A 15,947-nucleotide genomic window follows, 5' to 3' on the forward strand; every position below is an offset into this window, starting at 1 on the left:
GAAGCCACAGTTGAGCGAATCGCCCACCACCCCCACCGAGGACCTCGCCACCGACGGGGGAGTACGCCGCACCGTGCTCCCCGGCGGGCTGCGTGTGGTCACCGAACAGGTGCCCGGCGTGCGGTCGGCCTCGATCGGCGTCTGGGTCGGCGTGGGATCCCGCGATGAGGGACCCACCGTGGCCGGTGCCGCGCACTTCCTCGAACACCTGCTGTTCAAGGCGACGCCCACCCGCTCGGCCCTCGACATCGCCCAGGCCATGGACGCGGTCGGCGGCGAACTCAACGCCTTCACCGCCAAGGAACAGACCTGCTACTACGCCCACGTCATCGACGAGGACCTGCCGCTGGCGGTCGAACTCGTCTCCGACGTGGTGCTCAACGGGCTGTGCCGGGCGGTCGACGTCGACGTGGAACGTCAGGTGGTGCTCGAGGAGATCGCCATGCGCGACGACGACCCCGAGGACCTCGTCGCCGACTCCTTCCTCACCGCCATGTTCGGCGACCACCCGATCGGACGGCCGGTGATCGGCACCGTCGAATCCATCGAGGGCATGCGGGCCGCCCAGCTGCGCGGCTTCCACCAGCGCCGCTACCGCCCGGAGCGGATGGTGGTCGCCGTGGCGGGCAATGTCGAGCACGAGCGAGTGGTGGAACTGGTGCACCGCGCGTTCGAGGCGCGCCTGGACACCGCCGCCGAACCCGCCCCGCGCCGCGAGGGTAAGTTCCGCGCCCAGGCCGCGCCCGGGCTGGTGCGGATCAACCGCGACAGCGAGCAGGCGCACCTGGTGTTCGGTGTGCGCGCCTTCGGCAGGCACGAAGGGCAGCAGCGCTGGCCGCTGTCGGTGCTCAACACCATCGTCGGCGGCGGGCTGAGTTCCCGGCTGTTCCAGCGCATCCGGGAGGAACGCGGCCTGGCCTACTCGGTGTACTCGAGCGTGGACACCTTCGCCGACACCGGCGCGTTCTCGGTGGCGCTGGGCTGCCAGCCGGAGAACCTCGCCCAGGTGGCGGTGCTGGCGCGCAGCGTGCTCGACGAGGTCGCCGAGAACGGTGTCACCGACGCCGAATGCGCCAGGGCCAAGGGCTCGTTGCGCGGCGGGCTGGTACTCGGGCTCGAGGACTCCGCCTCGCGGATGAACCGCATCGGCCGCAGCGAACTGAGCTACGGCAACCACCGCAGCGTCTCGGCGACCCTGGCCCGCATCGACGCGGTGACCACCGACGAGGTCAGCGAGATCGCCCGCACCCTGCTCGCCCGCCCCTACGGCGCCTGCGTCGCCGGACCGTACCAGCGCACCCGCGATCTGCCCGCCTCGGTACGCAAACTGGTCGAACGCTGACGGTGTCCGCGCCCGGGTAGTCTGCACCCCGAAGGCACCGGGGGAGACACGGGCCGCGCCCGGAGGCACAAGGGGGGACAGCCGTGCAGGTGGAGGTGGCGCTCGAACGCGCCGAGGTGGCCAAGCGGATCGGGCGGGTCGAGGAGGCCCAGCGGTTGCTCGGCACCGCCGTACTGACCGCGCCCGACGATCCCCGGGTCCTGGTCGGCCTGGCCGAACTCGCCTTCGACCGCGACGACTACGACGAGGCGGTGCGGCTGGCCGGACAGGCCATCCGAGCCGACCCCGAGTCGGACGGTGCGCACGCGCTGCTCGCGATGGCGTTCGCGCTGCTCGTCCGCTGGGATCGGGCCGCCGAACACGCGGCGACCGCCCTCCGGCTACAACCCCACGACCCAGCGGCCCTGCTGCTGGTGGCCTGGCTGGCCGCGCACGCCCCGCGCCAGGACCCGGACCGGGCCCGCTGGGCGATGACGGAAGCGCTCGCGCTGGCACCCGATGACGCCGCCGTGCACTGTTCGGCCGCCGAGATCGCCGAGCGGCTCGGCGACGCCGAGGCGATGCGACGGCATATCGCCGCCGGACTCGCGATCGACCCGGCGCATATCGACCTGCTGCGCATGCAGGCCAAGGCCGAATTCTCCGGGGGCGACCGGCTCGCCGCCGTCGCCACCCTGCGCGGCCTGCTCGCGCGGACACCCACCGACAGCGGCGCCCGGCGGCTGCTCGCCGAAGTGCACTGGCGGGCACTGCTGCGGTTGGCGGCGTGGGTGTGGGCGTTCGCGGGATGCTATGCCGCCGTGGCGATGTGGGCGCCGGTACTGGTGTTGCGTGTGCTCTCGCCGCTGATGTTCGCCGCGCTGCCCTACGCCTGGTGGCGGGTGTTCCGCACCCTGCGCGGTCAGCTGCCACCCGGATATCTGCGGGCCAGGGTGCGTACGCCCCGGGTGGTCCTCGCTCTGGTCTCGGTCGCGATATCGGGACTGCTCGTCGACCTGGGGGCCGTCGCCGTGCGTTCCGAGATCGCCGGTTTCGTCCGGCTCGGCGGGGTGGTCCTGGTGCTCGGGGTGTTCGGCGCGGCCTGCGGGCACCTGCTGATCCTCACCGCGTGGCTGCGGTCCCGGGCCGACGACCCCGACCCCGACGACGGCTTCGACTTCGCGACGACCCAGCTGCTGGTCCTTGGCATCGGAGCACTGCCCGTGGTGCTCCTCGCCTGGCTCACCCGCGGCTGGGCGCGACAACCGGGTGCCTTCGGCGCGCTGGTCGCGGTGCTCGGGATCGTGGCGGGGGCGCTGGTCCTCGAAGCCGGGTACGCGGTCTGGCGCGACCGGCGCCGGTACCGCAGGTTCGTGCCGATCGTGGTGATCGTCGGTGTGCTGCTGACCGGGGCGGGCGCCGCTGTCCGGTGGGGTGGCGGCGAACTCCTCCACGGGGAGGTGCGCGGGCGGGAACTGTTCGAGGCGCCCGCCTTTCCGACGACGACGCGGGCCCCGCTGCCCACGATCCCGAGCCGATCGCTCCCGACCACTGTGCTCGTGCCCCCGCTACCCGAGCCGCGCTGAGTGTCGATATGCCGCTGTCGATGCGCCACCGCCGGGGCGTCTCGCGCCGGGAGCTGATGCGGTTACTCGTCCGAGGCGGTCCGATTCAGCCCTGGGCGCGGTTGGCGGCCTCGACGATCGCGGGGAGCAGGCCGGGAACGGCCGCTTCGACCTCGGCGGCGCGCAGCCGCTGATACGTCTGACCGTCGAGGGTGAGGCGCTCGATCAGCCCGGCCTCACGCAGGATCTTGAAGTGGTGGGTCGCGGTGGATTTGTTGATCGCTTCGTAGAGCGCCGAACAGCGCACCGCCGTGCCCGCGTTGCTCAGCCGCCGGACCATTTCCAGCCGGACCGGATCGTGCAGCGCGCCGAGCACGGTCGCGAGCCCGGCGACGGGCACGACCGGCGCCGGGGGGAGATCGTTCGCATCGGTCATGATCTACCTCACCGTGGGGTTTGATAGTCATCATACTCGGCGTAGGGTCGGCGGTGTTCGACGATGATCAAACTCCGCTGATGGGGGATGCTGTGGCAGCGACAACGATGGCGCCGGTCGAGTCCGGGCAGCGCTGGGCGTACGGGCTGGTCCTCGCGGCGACCGGGGTCGCGCTGGGTGTCTCCGGGGCACCCGCACCGCTCTACGGCATCTACGAGACCGAGTGGCATCTCAGCCCGCTCAGCACCACCATGGTCTTCGCGGTGTACGGCATCTCCGCCCTCGGCGCGGTCCTGGTCTCCGGGCGCATCTCCGACGTGGTCGGCCGCAAGCCGGTGATGGTCGGCGCCTTCGCCACCATGATCCTGGGCCTGATCGCGTTCCTGCTGGCCGATTCGATGCCCATGCTGCTGGTGGCCAGGGCGCTGCACGGGGCGGCGGTCGGGGCCACCGTGGTGGCGGGTGCGGCCGCGCTGCTCGACCTGCGGCCCGAACGCGGCGCGCGATCCGGGCAGCTCACCGGGGTGGCGTTCAATGTCGGCATGGCGGTGGCCATCCTCGGCGTCGCCGTGCTGGCCCAGTACGCGCCCTCGCCGCTGCGCACGCCCTATGTGGTGATCGCGGTGATCTGCCTGGCGGTGGCCGCGGGCATCCTGGCGCTGCGCGAACCGCACACCGCCCGCGTGCGGGCCCGCATCACCATCGCCAAGCCCGCCGTCCCGCGCGAGATCCGGGCCGATTTCTGGTTCTCCGCGATCGGGGTGATGGCCGCCTGGTCGGTGCTGGGCGTGCTGCTGTCGCTGTATCCGTCGCTGGCCGCCGCCGAGACGGGCGTGCACAATCTGGTCTTCGGTGGGGTCGTGGTGGCCGGTACCGCCTTTTCCGCCGCGCTCGTCCAGCTGTTCGCCACCCGCATCCCAGCCCGCCGCGCCGCCATCCTCGGCGATCTCGGCATGGCCGCCGCGCTGCTGGCCACCATCCCGGCCCTGGCCACCGCGCGACCGGCCGTCGTGGTGCTGGCCGGTCTGCTGCTGGGCGCCACCTTCGGGCTGGGCTTCGGTGGTTCGCTGCGGCATCTGTCGGAGGTCGTGCCGCCGCATCGGCGCGGCGAGACCATGTCGGCCTACTACCTGCTGGCCTACTCCTCGATGGCGCTGCCCACCCTGGCCGCGGGCTGGGCCGCCACCACCTGGGGCCTGTCGACGGTGTTCCCGTGGTTCATCGCGACCGTCGCGGTGGCGTGTGTGCTGGCCGCGCTGCTCGGCATCCGGGGCACGCGCGCCGCGGCCTGACCGCGTCCGGCCGGTCCGACGAGTGCGGACCGGCCGGATCGGCGCCTATTCCGGGGGCCAGCCGCCGTACGGGACGGTGATCAGCTCCAGGAAGTGACCGTTGGGGTCGAGGAAATAGACCCCGCGGCCACCGTCGTTGTGATTGATCTGGTTGACCCCGTGCTGCTGCGGGTCGGCCCAGTGATCCAGCCGATAACGCTGGATCTTGGCGTACGACGCGTCGAATTCGTCCTCGGAGACCAGGAACGCGTAGTGCTGGGGCTGGATGTCGGACACGTGCGGCGGCACCTTCGCGAAATCGAAGACGGCGCCGTGGGCGAGGGGGAGCGCGATGAACGGACCCCACTCCTTCCCGATGTCCAATCCGAGGATGTCCGCCCAGAATTCGGCGGTCTCTCTATTGTCCTTACATCCGACAATGGTGTGATTGAACTGTACTGACAGGGGATTTCCTCCTGGGTTCGTGATGGCGCCGACCCTGGGCTCGGTACGAGGCGGCCGACAGGAGCACCATCACCGCGACCGAGGTTAGCCGCCGATCTCCGGCCGTGCAACGGCCGTTTCGCGGTAGGTTCGCGCCATGAGGATTCGTGGAGCCGTCCTGGAACGCATCGCCGATCCGGCGCCGTTCGCCGATTCGCGGCCGATCACCGTCTGTGAGCTCGAGCTGGCCGCCCCCGGTCCCGGTGAGCTGCTGGTACGCATCGAGGCGGCGGGACTGTGCCACTCGGATCTGTCGGTGGTCGACGGCAATCGGGTGCGTCCGGTGCCCATGCTGCTCGGGCACGAGGCCGCGGGCATCGTCGAATCCGTCGGCGCCGGGGTGCGCGATGTGGCGCCGGGGCAGCGGGTCGTGATGACCTTCCTGCCCCGCTGTGGCGACTGCGCGGGCTGCGCCAGCGACGGGCGCACCCCGTGTGGGCCCGGCAGTGTCGCCAACAATGCCGGTGAACTGCTCGGCGGCGGGCGACGGCTGCACCGCGACGGCGCGGAAGTCCATCACCACCTGGGGGTTTCGGGATTCGCCACGCACGCGGTCGTCGACCGGCGCTCGGTGGTCCCCGTCGACGACGATGTGCCGCCGGAGGTCGCCGCGGTGCTGGGCTGCGCGGTGCTCACCGGCGGCGGGGCGCTGCTCAATGCCGCGAAACCCGGTGCGGGGGACTCGATCATGGTCGTCGGGCTCGGTGGCGTTGGCATGGCCGCGGTGCTGGTCGCGGTGTCGCTGGGCCTGGGCGAGGTGATCGCCGTCGACACCGTGCCCGAAAAGCTCGCGTTGGCCCGCGAATTCGGCGCCACCGCCGCCTACCATCCCGGCGAGCTCGCCGGGGTCACCGCCGACGTGGTGATCGAGGCCGCGGGCAATGTCCGGGCCTTCGAGGCCGCCGTCGCGGCCACCGCGCCCGGTGGTGTCACCGTGACGGTCGGGCTGCCCGCCCCGGACGCCACCGCGACGATCTCGCCGCTGACCCTGGTCGCGCAGGGCCGCACCATCATCGGCAGCTACCTCGGCTCGGCCGTCCCCGAACGCGACATCCCCGAATACGTGCGCCGCTGGCGGGCGGGCACCCTCCCGCTGGACCGGCTCGTCTCCGCCCGCATCGGCCTCGATCAGGTCAACGAGGCCATGGACGAGCTCGCCGCGGGCGCCGCCCTGCGCCAGGTGATCGTGTTCGGCTGACCTCGCCGCCCGCGCCCGCGCCGCAGCTCGATAGGCTGACGGCGAAGCTGACGCGAGACGACGAGGAGAGACCGGTGACCATTCGGGTCGGAGTGCTCGGTGCACACGGCAAGGTCGGGCAGGCGATCTGCGCCGCGGTGGACGCCGCGGACGATCTGGAGCTGGTGGCGCGGGTCGACAAGGACGACGCGCTGACCGCGTTCACCGAGTCGGGCACCCAGGTCGTGGTCGACTTCACCCACCCCGACGTGGTGATGGGCAACCTGAAGTTCCTCGTCGAGAACGGCATCCACGCCGTCGTCGGCACCACCGGCTTCGACCAGGCCCGGCTGGACGAGGTGCGGTCCTGGCTGGCGCGGCGCCCCGAGGTGGGCGTGCTGATCGCGCCGAACTTCGCCATCGGCGCGGTGCTGTCGATGCGCTTCGCCGAGCAGGCGGCGCGCTTCTTCGACTCGGTCGAGGTCATCGAGCTGCACCACCCGAACAAGGCCGACGCGCCCTCGGGCACCGCCTACCGCACCGCCGCGCTCATCGCCGCGGCCCGCGACAAGGCCGGGGCCGGGCTCAGCCCCGACGCCACCACCACCGAGCTCGCGGGTGCCCGCGGCGCCGATGTCGACGGGGTGCGGGTGCACTCGGTGCGGCTGGCCGGGCTGGTCGCGCACCAGGAGGTGCTCTTCGGCACCCAGGGCGAGACACTGACCATCCGGCACGACTCCATCGACCGCAACTCCTTCGCGCCCGGCGTGCTGCTCGGCGTGCGCGAGATCGCCGGACGGCCCGGGCTGACCGTCGGGCTCGACCCGTTCCTGGATCTGTGAACGCCGAATCGGCGCGCCCCGACCGGCAGGTCTACCGCATCGTCACGCTGGTGGCGCTGCTGGTTCTGGCGGTGATCTTCTACTTCGTCCGGCTCGGCGGGCTGGCGTTGGCCTTCATCGCCGACGGCAAGCCCGCGGGCATCGCGCTCGGTATCGCGATGCTGCTGCTGCCGGTCGTGGGCGCCTGGATCCTGTGGGCCACCCTGCAGGCCGCCTTCGCCCACCAGCGCCTGGCGCGGCGCATGCACGAGGAAGGCCGCGAGCTCGACTCCTCGCAGCTGCCGCGCCGCCCCTCCGGCCGGATCGAACGTGACGCGGCCGACGCGCTGTTCGCGCAGGTCAAGGCCGAATGGGAGGCCGACCCGGACAACTGGCGCTCCTCCTACCGGCTGGCCCGCGCCTACGATTACGCCGGTGACCGCGGCCGCGCCCGCGAGACCATGCGCCGCGCGGTCGCCCTGGAGAAGCTGGAACGCGACAGCGGAGAGTAGCGAGCCATGGCCCGGTTGCTGATCATCCACCACACCCCCTCGCCGCACACCCAGGCGATGTTCGAGGCGGTGCTCGCCGGGGCGAGCGACCCGGAGATCGAGGGCGTGGAGGTCGTGCGCCGGGCCGCCCTGGCCGTCACCGCCGTCGACGTGCTCGACGCCGACGGCTACCTGCTCGGCACCCCCGCCAACCTCGGCTATATGAGCGGCGCCCTCAAGCACGCCTTCGACACCATCTACTACCCGTGCCTGGACTCCACCCGGGGGCGCCCGTACGGCCTCTACCTGCACGGCAACGAGGGCACCGAAGGCGCCGAGGGCTCGGTCGACCGGATCACCACCGGGCTGGGCTGGCATCGGGCCGCGACGCCGGTCGTGGTGTCCGGACCGCCGTCCAAGGCCGACCTGGAACGCTGCTGGGAACTCGGTGCCACGCTGGCCGCGAGCCTGATGGACTGACCGCCGCCCCGAATTCTGGTGGGCTGACACGGGCGCGTGGATGCGGTAGAACTCGACACCGATGTAGTGCGGGCTGGCCGCGGTGGGTGTTTCGAGATGGGGAGTGGTCGGGTGAGCGAGAATCCGGTGGTGCGGCGGATCGGGCTGGTGGAGGACCACGAGTCGGTGGCGATCGGCCTGGCGGCCATGCTCGGGCCCGAGCCCGACCTGGACCTGGTCGCGACCGGGACGTCGGTGGCCGGGCTGCTGGCCGTCGACGCCGCGCTGGACCTGGTGGTGCTGGACCTGCGCCTGCCCGACGGCTCCACACCGGAGGACAATGTGACCGCGCTGCGCGAACGCGGCATCGAGGTGCTGGTGTTCACCGGCGCCGACAACGCCTTCCTGGTGCGCTCGGCCGCCAAGGCCGGGGTGCTCGGGGTGCTGCGCAAGTCCGAGAGCGTGGCCACCGTGGTCGAGGCGGTGCGCCGGGCGGCCTCGGGGGAGCAGGTGGTCACCACCGACTGGGCCGCGGCCATCGACGGCGACCCGCAGCTGTCCGACGTGGGGCTGAGCCCGCGTCAGGAGGAAGTGCTCATGCTGTACGCCTCGGGGGAGAAAGCGTCCCGGGTGGCCCGGCTGACCGGGCTGTCGGAGCAGACCGTCAACGACTACCTCGGCCGCATCCGGCAGAAGTACGCCGACGCGGGCCGTCCCGCGCCGACCAAGACCGACCTGTACAAACGCGCCGTCGAGGACGGCTGGCTACCGGTGCCGGAACGGCAGCAGCGCACGTGATCGCCACCGCGGTCCGGACCGTCGCGGTGGGCGACCTCGAACTGGAACGGGCCGCGACCGAACAGATCCGCCGCAGGCTCGGCCTGGTGGTCGGGATCGGCGCGACCCTGGTGATGGTGCTCGAGCTGCCCGCCGTGCTGGTGCAGCCGGTCAACCGATCGGTGTGGCCCGAGGTGCACCTGATCGCCGCCTACGCGCTGTTCCTGCCGCTGGCGCTCGTGTCCGCGCGCGGTCCGGTGACGGCCATCCGGCGGGTCGCCGGGGCCGCCGCGACCTGCTATTTCCTCGCCACCCTGTGCACGCCGCTGGTGTATCAGGTGGTGCATATCGGGTCGTTCGCGTCCTGGCCCTATCGCGGGCTGGTATTGGGGGTGATGGCCGCCGGGCTGGCCTGGTCGCTGCCGGTGGCAGCCTGCTTCGCCGGGATCCTCGCCCTGGCGACGAGCGTGTCGAACGTGTTCGTGGTGCCGGGCAGTTCGCTGTGGGCGCTGCTCGGTGACGTCACCCGCGCGCTCGGGGTCGCCGCGCTGTTCCTGTGGTGCGTGGTCTACGCGCGCTCGGCCGCCGAACGCGTCGACCAGGAGGCCGTCCGCCAGCGCACCAGGGCCGCGACGGTGGCCGCGACCGCGGCCCGCGAACGCGAGAGCGCGCGCTTCGCCGCCCTCATCCACGACGCGGTGCTCTCGACCCTGCTCGAGGCCGCCCGCTCCGGCCAGTCCTCGCCGGTCCTGCGCAGCCAGGCCGCCAAGACCCTCGAACAACTCGAACAGGCCCGCGGCGCCCCCGAGAGCGTGCAGCTGGATTCGGCCGCCGCGGTGGCCTTCCTGCGCGAGGCCGTGCGCGACGCCGACCCCGAGATCCCGATCCAGGTCACCACCCGGCGCGGCGCGGTGCTGAGCCTGCCGATGGAGGCCGCCCAGGTGCTCGGCGCCGCGCTCACCGAGGCGGTGCGCAACAGCCTGCGCCACGCCGGGATCCCCGGCCGCCGGGTGCGCCGCGGCGTCTCGATCACCGTCGCCACCGGGGCGGTGCGGGCGGTGCTGTCCGACGACGGCGCCGGATTCGACCCCGCGCGCGTCCCGGCCGACCGGATGGGCATCGCGGGCAGCATCCAGGGCCGCATGCACTCGCTGCCGGGCGGGACGGCCTTCGTGGAATCGGCGCCCGGCAAGGGCACCGTCGTGACGCTGGTGTGGGGTGCCGATGGTGGATCGTGACCTGCCCTTCGGCATGCGGGACCTGTTCGGTCTCAGCGACGGGATGGCCTGGCTGTTCGTGGTGATCTTCGAGGCCACCATCGTGATGTACCTGCGCGTCAATTTCGATATCGCGCCGCCGATTCCGGCGGGGATCGCGCTGGTCCTCATGGCGGTGGCCGCGTTGGTGGTGCTGGTCTTCCCGGTGGATCCGCTGCCCTGGCCCGCCACCGCCTTCGTGGCCTGCGCGGGCCCGCTCGCCATGGCGCTGACCGTGCCGTGGATCGAGAACCCGACCGGGTTCTCCCACCAGCTCTGGACCGCCTATCCCACCTCCTACCTGCTGGCCATGCTGGTGCTGCGCGGCCGCATCGGCGCGGCCTGGCTGGGCGTGGCGGCCGCCGCGACGGTCCTGGTGACGATGGGGGTGTTCACCGACTGGCATCCCGAGACCGTGATCCGCGCGCTGACCCCGGTCGCCACGGTCGGCGCGGTGACGGTGTTCATGGCCATCGTGCGTCCCTCGCAGCGCTCGCTGCGCGAACTGCGCGGCCAGGCCAACCGGCGCGCCGCCACCGAGGCGGCCCTGATCGCGGCCACCACCGAACGCGACCGGCAGCTGACCCGCCTCGACCAGGTGGCCCGGCCGATGCTGGCGCGCATCGCCGAGGGCGCCCAGCTCACCGCCACCGAACGCGAACAGTGCCGCCTGCTCGAGGCCGAACTGCGCGACGGGCTGCGCGCTCCCGAACTGGTGACCGAACGGCTCAGCACCGCCGCCTGGGGCGCCCGCGGCCGCGGGGTCGAGGTGACCCTGCTCGACGACGGTGGTTTCCGCGGTGTCCCGGAATGGGTGCGCGGCAAGGTGATCGAGGCCGCGGTGGGCGCGCTGGACGCGGCCGCGGCGGGCACCGTCACCGTGCGGGTGCTGCCGGTCGGGCGGCGCTGGGTGGCCACCGTGCTGGCCGCCGACCCGGACGGTGACCGGCGCATCGAGATCGACACCGCGGGCGCCATCCAGGTCTCCACCTGAGACCGGAAAACCTGTCGGACCCCTCTGCCAGGCTGAGGGGATGCAGCGGATGAATGCGGCCACGGCCCGGCGCGCGGCCCTGGCCGCCCAGGGTTTCGGCAAGCGGCGACCGGCCAATCCCAACCGGCGCGCGGTGCTCGACGTGGTCGCGAGAACCCGCCTGCTGCAACTGGATTCGGTGTCGGCGGTGGTGCGGGCGCACTACGCGCCGGTGTTCAGCCGGATCGGCCCCTACGACCGCGGCCTGCTCGAACGCGCGGCCTGGAGCGACAGCCCGCGCGCCCGCCGCGGCCTGGTCGAGTACTGGGCGCACGAGGCCGCGCTCATCCCGGTGGCGGACTGGCCGCTGCTGCGCTGGCGGATGGCCGAGTACCGGCTGGGCCGCTGGGCGGGCATGCGCAAGGCCGCCGAACGCAATCCCACCCTGGCCAAGGACATCCTCGATGTCGTCACCGAGGTGGGGGCGGCCAGCGCGGGCGAGATCGAGAAGCACCTGGAACTGGACAAGCCGCGCCCCAAGGGCACCTGGTGGAACCTCAGCGACACCAAGCTCATCTGCGAGCAGCTCTTCGCCGCCGGTGAGCTCTCCACCGGGCGCCGCGCCGGTTTCACCCGCCACTACGACCTCACCGAACGCGTCGTCCCCGCCGACGTGCGCGCCCGCGAGGTCCCCGAGGACGAGGCCGTGCGCGAACTGCTCCGCCGCGCGAGCCGCGCCCTCGGCATCGCCACCGAGCCCGACCTGCGCGACTACTACCGCCTGCACAAACGCCAGAGCACCCCGGCCGTCGCCGACCTGGTCGACGCGGGCGAGCTGATCCCGGTCGCGGTCGAGGGCTGGGACGCGCCCGCCTACCTGCATCCCGAGGCGAGCACCCCGCGCCGGGTCACCGGTGCCGCCCTGCTGTGCCCGTTCGACCCGCTGATCTTCTGCCGCCCGCGCACCCAGCGGCTGTTCGATTTCCACTACCGGATCGAGATCTACACCCCCGAACCCAAGCGGGTGCACGGGTACTACGTCTTCCCGTTCCTGCTCGACGGCGCCCTGGTCGGGCGGGTCGACCTGCGCGCCGAGCGCGCCACCGGGCGCCTGCTCGCCCCGGCCGCCTTCGCCGAGCCCGGCCACGCCACGCCCGAAACCGCGCGGGCATTACGCGACGCGCTGCGTGAGATGGCCGACTGGCTCGAACTCGACGAGGTCGTCGTCGGCGCGCGCGGTGATCTCGCGCCGCTGCTGTGAGCGCCGGTCACCAGCCCTTGGGGCCCTGCCCCTTCATCTGATCGCGCAGCGCCCCGCTGACCGCGCCCGAGAGCCACGAGTTCAGCGACTGCCCGTTCTGCTGGGCCGCCTCCTCGGCGCGCGACTTGAGCTGCTCGACCAGCCGCAGGGTGACCCGGCTGATGTCACCGGTCATCTCCTCGAAACTGGGCGTCTCGCCGGAATCCGACGGCGTGTTCTTGCGCACGTCGGCGACGGCATCGGTGCCGTCGAGGCGCACGTGCACGGTGCGGTCGCCGAGCTCGGCGCTGATCTCGGCGGCCAGCTCCGACAGCGCCGACAGCAGCACCAACCGGCTCGAGCTCTCCACCGCGGCGGCCAGCGCGGCGGCGGTGGCCTGCGTTTTCTCGTCCCCCAGGGCGGCCGCGGCGATGAGTTCCTCGCGCAGCCGGGCGGTATGCGTATTCAGATCCATGACACCAGTGTGGCGTCATCGGTGATGTCATGCAAGGGCGCCGGTGCTGTCACGCGCGAGCGGGCGGATCCACCGAAAAATCCCTCCCGCCCGCCGCACAGGGCGCTAGGGTGTCGAGGCTCATGCGGCGACCGGGTAGCCTTTCTGACCATGACGAACGGTGAATCGACGCCAACGGAGCTGCACGCGTCCGGCACGGTAGGTGTCGCGATGGTGACCCCCTTCAGCGCTGCGGGCAAGCTCGACGTCGATGCCGGTGTGGGGCTGGCGGCGCGCCTGGTCGATCGCGGCGTCGACCTGCTGATCATCTCGGGGACCACCGGCGAATCGCCGACCACCAGCGAGACCGAGAAGGCCGACCTGCTGCGCGCCGTGGTCGATGCCGTGGGCGACCGGGCCACCGTGGTCGCCGGTGCGGGCACCTACGACACCGCGCATTCGATCGAACTGGCCCGCGCGGCCGAGAACGCGGGCGCGCACGGCCTGCTCGTGGTGACCCCGTACTACTCCCGGCCCACCCAGGAGGGCCTGATCGCGCACTTCACCGCGGTCGCCGACGCCACCTCGCTGCCGATCACGCTCTACGACATTCCACCCCGCTCAATCGTGCCGATCGCCATCGACACCATCCGCCACCTGGCCGAGCACCCCAATATCGTCGCGGTCAAGGACGCCAAGGGCGACCTCGTCTCCGGCGCCGACCTGATCGCCACCACCGGGCTGGCCTTCTACTCCGGCGACGACGGGCTGAACCTGCCCTGGCTCTCGGTGGGCGCGACCGGATTCATCAGTGTCATCGGCCATCTCGTGCCCGAGAAGCTGCGCGCGATCCACTCCGCCTACGCGATCGGTGACGTGGCGACGGCCAGGGAGATCAATGCGACGCTGCTGCCGCTGTTCGCGGCCATGACCCGACTGGGAGGTGTGGCGATGTGCAAGGGAGCGCTGCGATTGCTCGGCGTCGACGTGGGGGAACCCCGCCTGCCGCAACTGATGCCCACCCCCGCCCAGCTCGACGAGCTGGCGCTGGATCTGCAGGCCGCGGGGGTGACGGCATGACCGAACCCGCCGCCCGCAAGCCCCGCCGCCGCTCGGCCTCCCGCGCCGCCGGTGCCCCCGAACCCACCCCGGTGCGCACCGAGCCCGCCGCCGCCGCGCCCGTGGCACCCGCCGCCGAGCCCGTGGCGCCTGCCGCCGAGCCGGTGACCGCGCCCGCCGAGCCCGTCGCCGAGATCGCCGCCGCCGCCGACCTGGCCGGTGCGGCCGAGGTCGGCACCGACCTGCTCGGGTCCGCCGAGGAGCGCCCGGCCGCCAAGAAGGCTCCGCGCCGCGGCAAGAGCAAGCCCGCCGAACAGGCCGCCCCGCAGCAGCAGAACCGCCGCGGTGGTGGTCGCGGCCGTCAGGGTGGTCGCGGTCGCGGGGACGCGCCCGCGACGCCGCGCGCGACGGCACCCCAGGACCGGCTGGGCCCGCCGCCCAAGCTGCCCAAGAACGGCCTGCGCCTGTTCGCGCTCGGCGGTATCGGCGAAATCGGCCGTAACATGACCGTTTTCGAGTACAACGGCAAGCTGCTGATCGTGGACTGCGGTGTGCTGTTCCCCGAGGACCAGCAGCCCGGCGTCGACCTGATCCTGCCCGACTTCGGCCCGATCGAGGACCGGATGGCCGATGTCGAGGCCATCGTGCTCACTCACGGTCACGAGGACCACATCGGCGCGGTGCCGTTCCTGCTGCGCCTGCGCTCCGACATCCCGGTGATCGGCGCCAAGTTCACCCTGGCCCTGATCGCGGCCAAGGCCCGCGAGCACCGGCTGCAGCCCAAGCTGCGCGAGGTCGCCGAGGGCGAGACCACCGTGCACGGCCCGTTCGAGCTCGAGTACTTCGCGGTCAACCACTCCATCCCGGACGCGCTGGCCGTGGCCATCCGCACCGGCGCGGGCGTGGTGCTGCACACCGGCGACATCAAGCTCGACCAGCTGCCGCTGGACGGCCGCCTCACCGACCTGGCCGGGTTCTCCCGCCTCGGTGACGAGGGCGTCGACCTGTTCCTGGTCGACTCCACCAATGCCGAGGTCCCCGGCTTCGTCACCCCCGAGCGCGAGATCGGCGGCGTGCTCGACAATGTCATCGGCAAGGCGCGCAACCGCGTGATCGTGGCGTCGTTCGCCAGTCACGTGCACCGCATCCAGCAGGTCGTCGACGTGGCGCAGAAGTACAACCGCAAGGTCTGCTTCGTCGGCCGCTCGATGGTCCGCAATATGCAGATCGCCCAGGACCTGGGCTATCTGACCGTGCCCGACAATGTGGTCGTCGACCTGGATCAGGCCGCGAACCTGCCCGGCGACCGCCTGGTCCTCATCTCCACCGGCTCCCAGGGCGAGCCGCTCTCGGCGCTGGCCCGGATGGCCCGCGGCGACCACCGCCAGATCAACATCCGCGCCGACGACCTGATCGTGCTGGCCTCCTCGCTCATCCCCGGCAACGAGAACTCGGTGTTCGCCGTGGTCAACGGCCTGGCCCGGCTCGGTGCCACGGTGATCACCCAGCAGAACGCGAAGGTGCACGTCTCCGGGCACGCCTCGGCGGGCGAGCTGCTCTACCTCTACAACGCGGTGCGCCCGACCAACGCCATGCCGGTGCACGGCGAATGGCGCCACCTGCGCGCCAATGCCGCGCTGGCGGTGGCCACCGGTGTGCCCGAGGAGCGGGTGGTGCTGGCCGAGGACGGCGTGGTGGTCGACCTGGTCGACGGCATCGCCTCCATCGTCGGCCGGGTGCCGGTCGGCCATGTCTACGTCGACGGGCTGTCCGTCGGTGACGTCGGCGAGTCGACCCTGTCGGACCGCCTGGTGCTCGGCGAGGGCGGATTCCTCTCGATCACCGTCGTCATCGACTCGACCACCGGCAAGGCGGTCAGCACCGAGCTCAACGGCCGCGGTTTCTCCGACGACCCGACCGCGCTGCGCGGTGCCGTCGAACTGGTCGACGCCGAACTGCTGCGCCTGGCCGGGGAGGGCATCACCGACACCCACCGCATCGCCCAGGGCGTGCGCCGGGTGGTCGGGCGCTGGGTCGCCGACACCTACCGGCGCCGTCCGATGATCGTGCCGACGGTCATCGGGGTCTGAGCCCCCGAGTACAGAAAACCGCCGGGTGACAGTGTCGCCCGGCGGTTTCGTCT

At 72.2% G+C, this 15,947-nt stretch carries 16 protein-coding genes; 13 read left to right on the forward strand and 3 right to left on the reverse strand.

Annotated features, from left to right (window positions below; genetic code table 11):
• Nucleotides 1-10 precede the first annotated feature (10 nt).
• Both WA675_RS02920 and WA675_RS02925 read left to right on the forward strand, forming a co-directional pair.
• The gene (locus WA675_RS02920; RefSeq protein ID WP_336081623.1) at nt 11-1,342 is read left to right on the forward strand and encodes a M16 family metallopeptidase; all 1,332 of its coding nucleotides are present in this window, start codon (nt 11-13) and stop codon (nt 1,340-1,342) included.
• Nucleotides 1,343-1,425: 83 nt separating this feature from the next.
• Nucleotides 1,426-2,907 (forward strand): tetratricopeptide repeat protein, encoded by a 1,482-nt coding sequence (locus WA675_RS02925; protein ID WP_336081625.1) that lies wholly within the window; start codon nt 1,426-1,428, stop codon nt 2,905-2,907.
• A gap of 85 nt (nt 2,908-2,992) precedes the next feature.
• On the opposite strand, the gene WA675_RS02930 is transcribed toward WA675_RS02925, so the two are convergent.
• Nucleotides 2,993-3,322, reverse strand: a complete 330-nt coding sequence (locus tag WA675_RS02930) for an ArsR/SmtB family transcription factor (RefSeq protein ID WP_336081627.1) — start codon at nt 3,320-3,322, stop codon at nt 2,993-2,995.
• An 80-nt stretch (nt 3,323-3,402) separates the two neighbouring features.
• Between WA675_RS02930 and WA675_RS02935 the strand changes: the two genes are divergently transcribed.
• Nucleotides 3,403-4,614, forward strand: a complete 1,212-nt coding sequence (locus WA675_RS02935) for an MFS transporter (RefSeq protein ID WP_442945540.1) — start codon at nt 3,403-3,405, stop codon at nt 4,612-4,614.
• A gap of 45 nt (nt 4,615-4,659) precedes the next feature.
• Here the strand turns inward: WA675_RS02935 and WA675_RS02940 are convergent, their stop codons facing one another.
• Complete coding sequence (locus tag WA675_RS02940; RefSeq protein WP_336081862.1) at nt 4,660-5,058, reverse strand: VOC family protein; 399 nt, start codon at nt 5,056-5,058, stop codon at nt 4,660-4,662.
• 136 nt (nt 5,059-5,194) lie between these two features.
• Here WA675_RS02940 and WA675_RS02945 point away from each other — a divergent pair, with 136 nt between their 5' ends.
• The 8 genes from WA675_RS02945 to WA675_RS02980 all read left to right on the forward strand — a co-directional run bounded on the left by WA675_RS02945 (nt 5,195) and on the right by WA675_RS02980 (nt 12,312).
• A complete protein-coding gene (locus WA675_RS02945; protein WP_336081628.1) occupies nt 5,195-6,295 on the forward strand; it encodes an alcohol dehydrogenase catalytic domain-containing protein in 1,101 nt (366 codons plus the stop codon).
• Nucleotides 6,296-6,369: 74 nt separating this feature from the next.
• Nucleotides 6,370-7,116 (forward strand): 4-hydroxy-tetrahydrodipicolinate reductase, encoded by a 747-nt coding sequence (gene dapB, locus WA675_RS02950; RefSeq protein ID WP_336081629.1) that lies wholly within the window; start codon nt 6,370-6,372, stop codon nt 7,114-7,116.
• A complete protein-coding gene (locus WA675_RS02955) occupies nt 7,113-7,607 on the forward strand; it encodes a hypothetical protein (RefSeq protein WP_336081631.1) in 495 nt (164 codons plus the stop codon). Before dapB ends, WA675_RS02955 begins: the two co-directional genes overlap by 4 nt.
• 6 nt (nt 7,608-7,613) lie before the next feature.
• Nucleotides 7,614-8,066: a flavodoxin family protein gene (locus tag WA675_RS02960; protein WP_336081633.1), complete on the forward strand. Its 453-nt coding sequence runs from the start codon at nt 7,614-7,616 to the stop codon at nt 8,064-8,066.
• Nucleotides 8,067-8,162: 96 nt separating this feature from the next.
• Nucleotides 8,163-8,843, forward strand: coding sequence for a response regulator transcription factor (locus tag WA675_RS02965; RefSeq protein ID WP_336081634.1), 681 nt, complete (start codon nt 8,163-8,165; stop codon nt 8,841-8,843).
• Nucleotides 8,840-10,060: a sensor histidine kinase gene (locus WA675_RS02970; RefSeq protein ID WP_336081636.1), complete on the forward strand. Its 1,221-nt coding sequence runs from the start codon at nt 8,840-8,842 to the stop codon at nt 10,058-10,060. The genes WA675_RS02965 and WA675_RS02970 overlap by 4 nt, the downstream gene beginning before the upstream one ends.
• On the forward strand, nt 10,047-11,072 hold the full coding sequence (locus WA675_RS02975; protein ID WP_336081637.1) for a hypothetical protein: 1,026 nt from the start codon (nt 10,047-10,049) through the stop codon (nt 11,070-11,072). Before WA675_RS02970 ends, WA675_RS02975 begins: the two co-directional genes overlap by 14 nt.
• A 40-nt stretch (nt 11,073-11,112) precedes the next feature.
• Nucleotides 11,113-12,312: a winged helix-turn-helix domain-containing protein gene (locus WA675_RS02980; RefSeq protein ID WP_336081639.1), complete on the forward strand. Its 1,200-nt coding sequence runs from the start codon at nt 11,113-11,115 to the stop codon at nt 12,310-12,312.
• 7 nt (nt 12,313-12,319) lie between these two features.
• Here WA675_RS02980 and WA675_RS02985 read toward each other — a convergent pair whose 3' ends face one another.
• A complete protein-coding gene (locus tag WA675_RS02985) occupies nt 12,320-12,766 on the reverse strand; it encodes a hypothetical protein (protein ID WP_336081641.1) in 447 nt (148 codons plus the stop codon).
• Nucleotides 12,767-12,916: 150 nt separating this feature from the next.
• Between WA675_RS02985 and dapA the strand changes: the two genes are divergently transcribed.
• Nucleotides 12,917-13,825, forward strand: a complete 909-nt coding sequence (dapA, locus tag WA675_RS02990) for a 4-hydroxy-tetrahydrodipicolinate synthase (protein WP_336081643.1) — start codon at nt 12,917-12,919, stop codon at nt 13,823-13,825.
• Nucleotides 13,822-15,894, forward strand: coding sequence for a ribonuclease J (locus tag WA675_RS02995; RefSeq protein ID WP_336081645.1), 2,073 nt, complete (start codon nt 13,822-13,824; stop codon nt 15,892-15,894). The genes dapA and WA675_RS02995 overlap by 4 nt, the downstream gene beginning before the upstream one ends.
• Nucleotides 15,895-15,947: the final 53 nt, after the last annotated feature.

The organism is Nocardia sp. SSK8 (genome assembly GCF_037034205.1).
In the GTDB taxonomy this organism is placed as follows: Bacteria; Actinomycetota; Actinomycetes; order Mycobacteriales; family Mycobacteriaceae; genus Nocardia.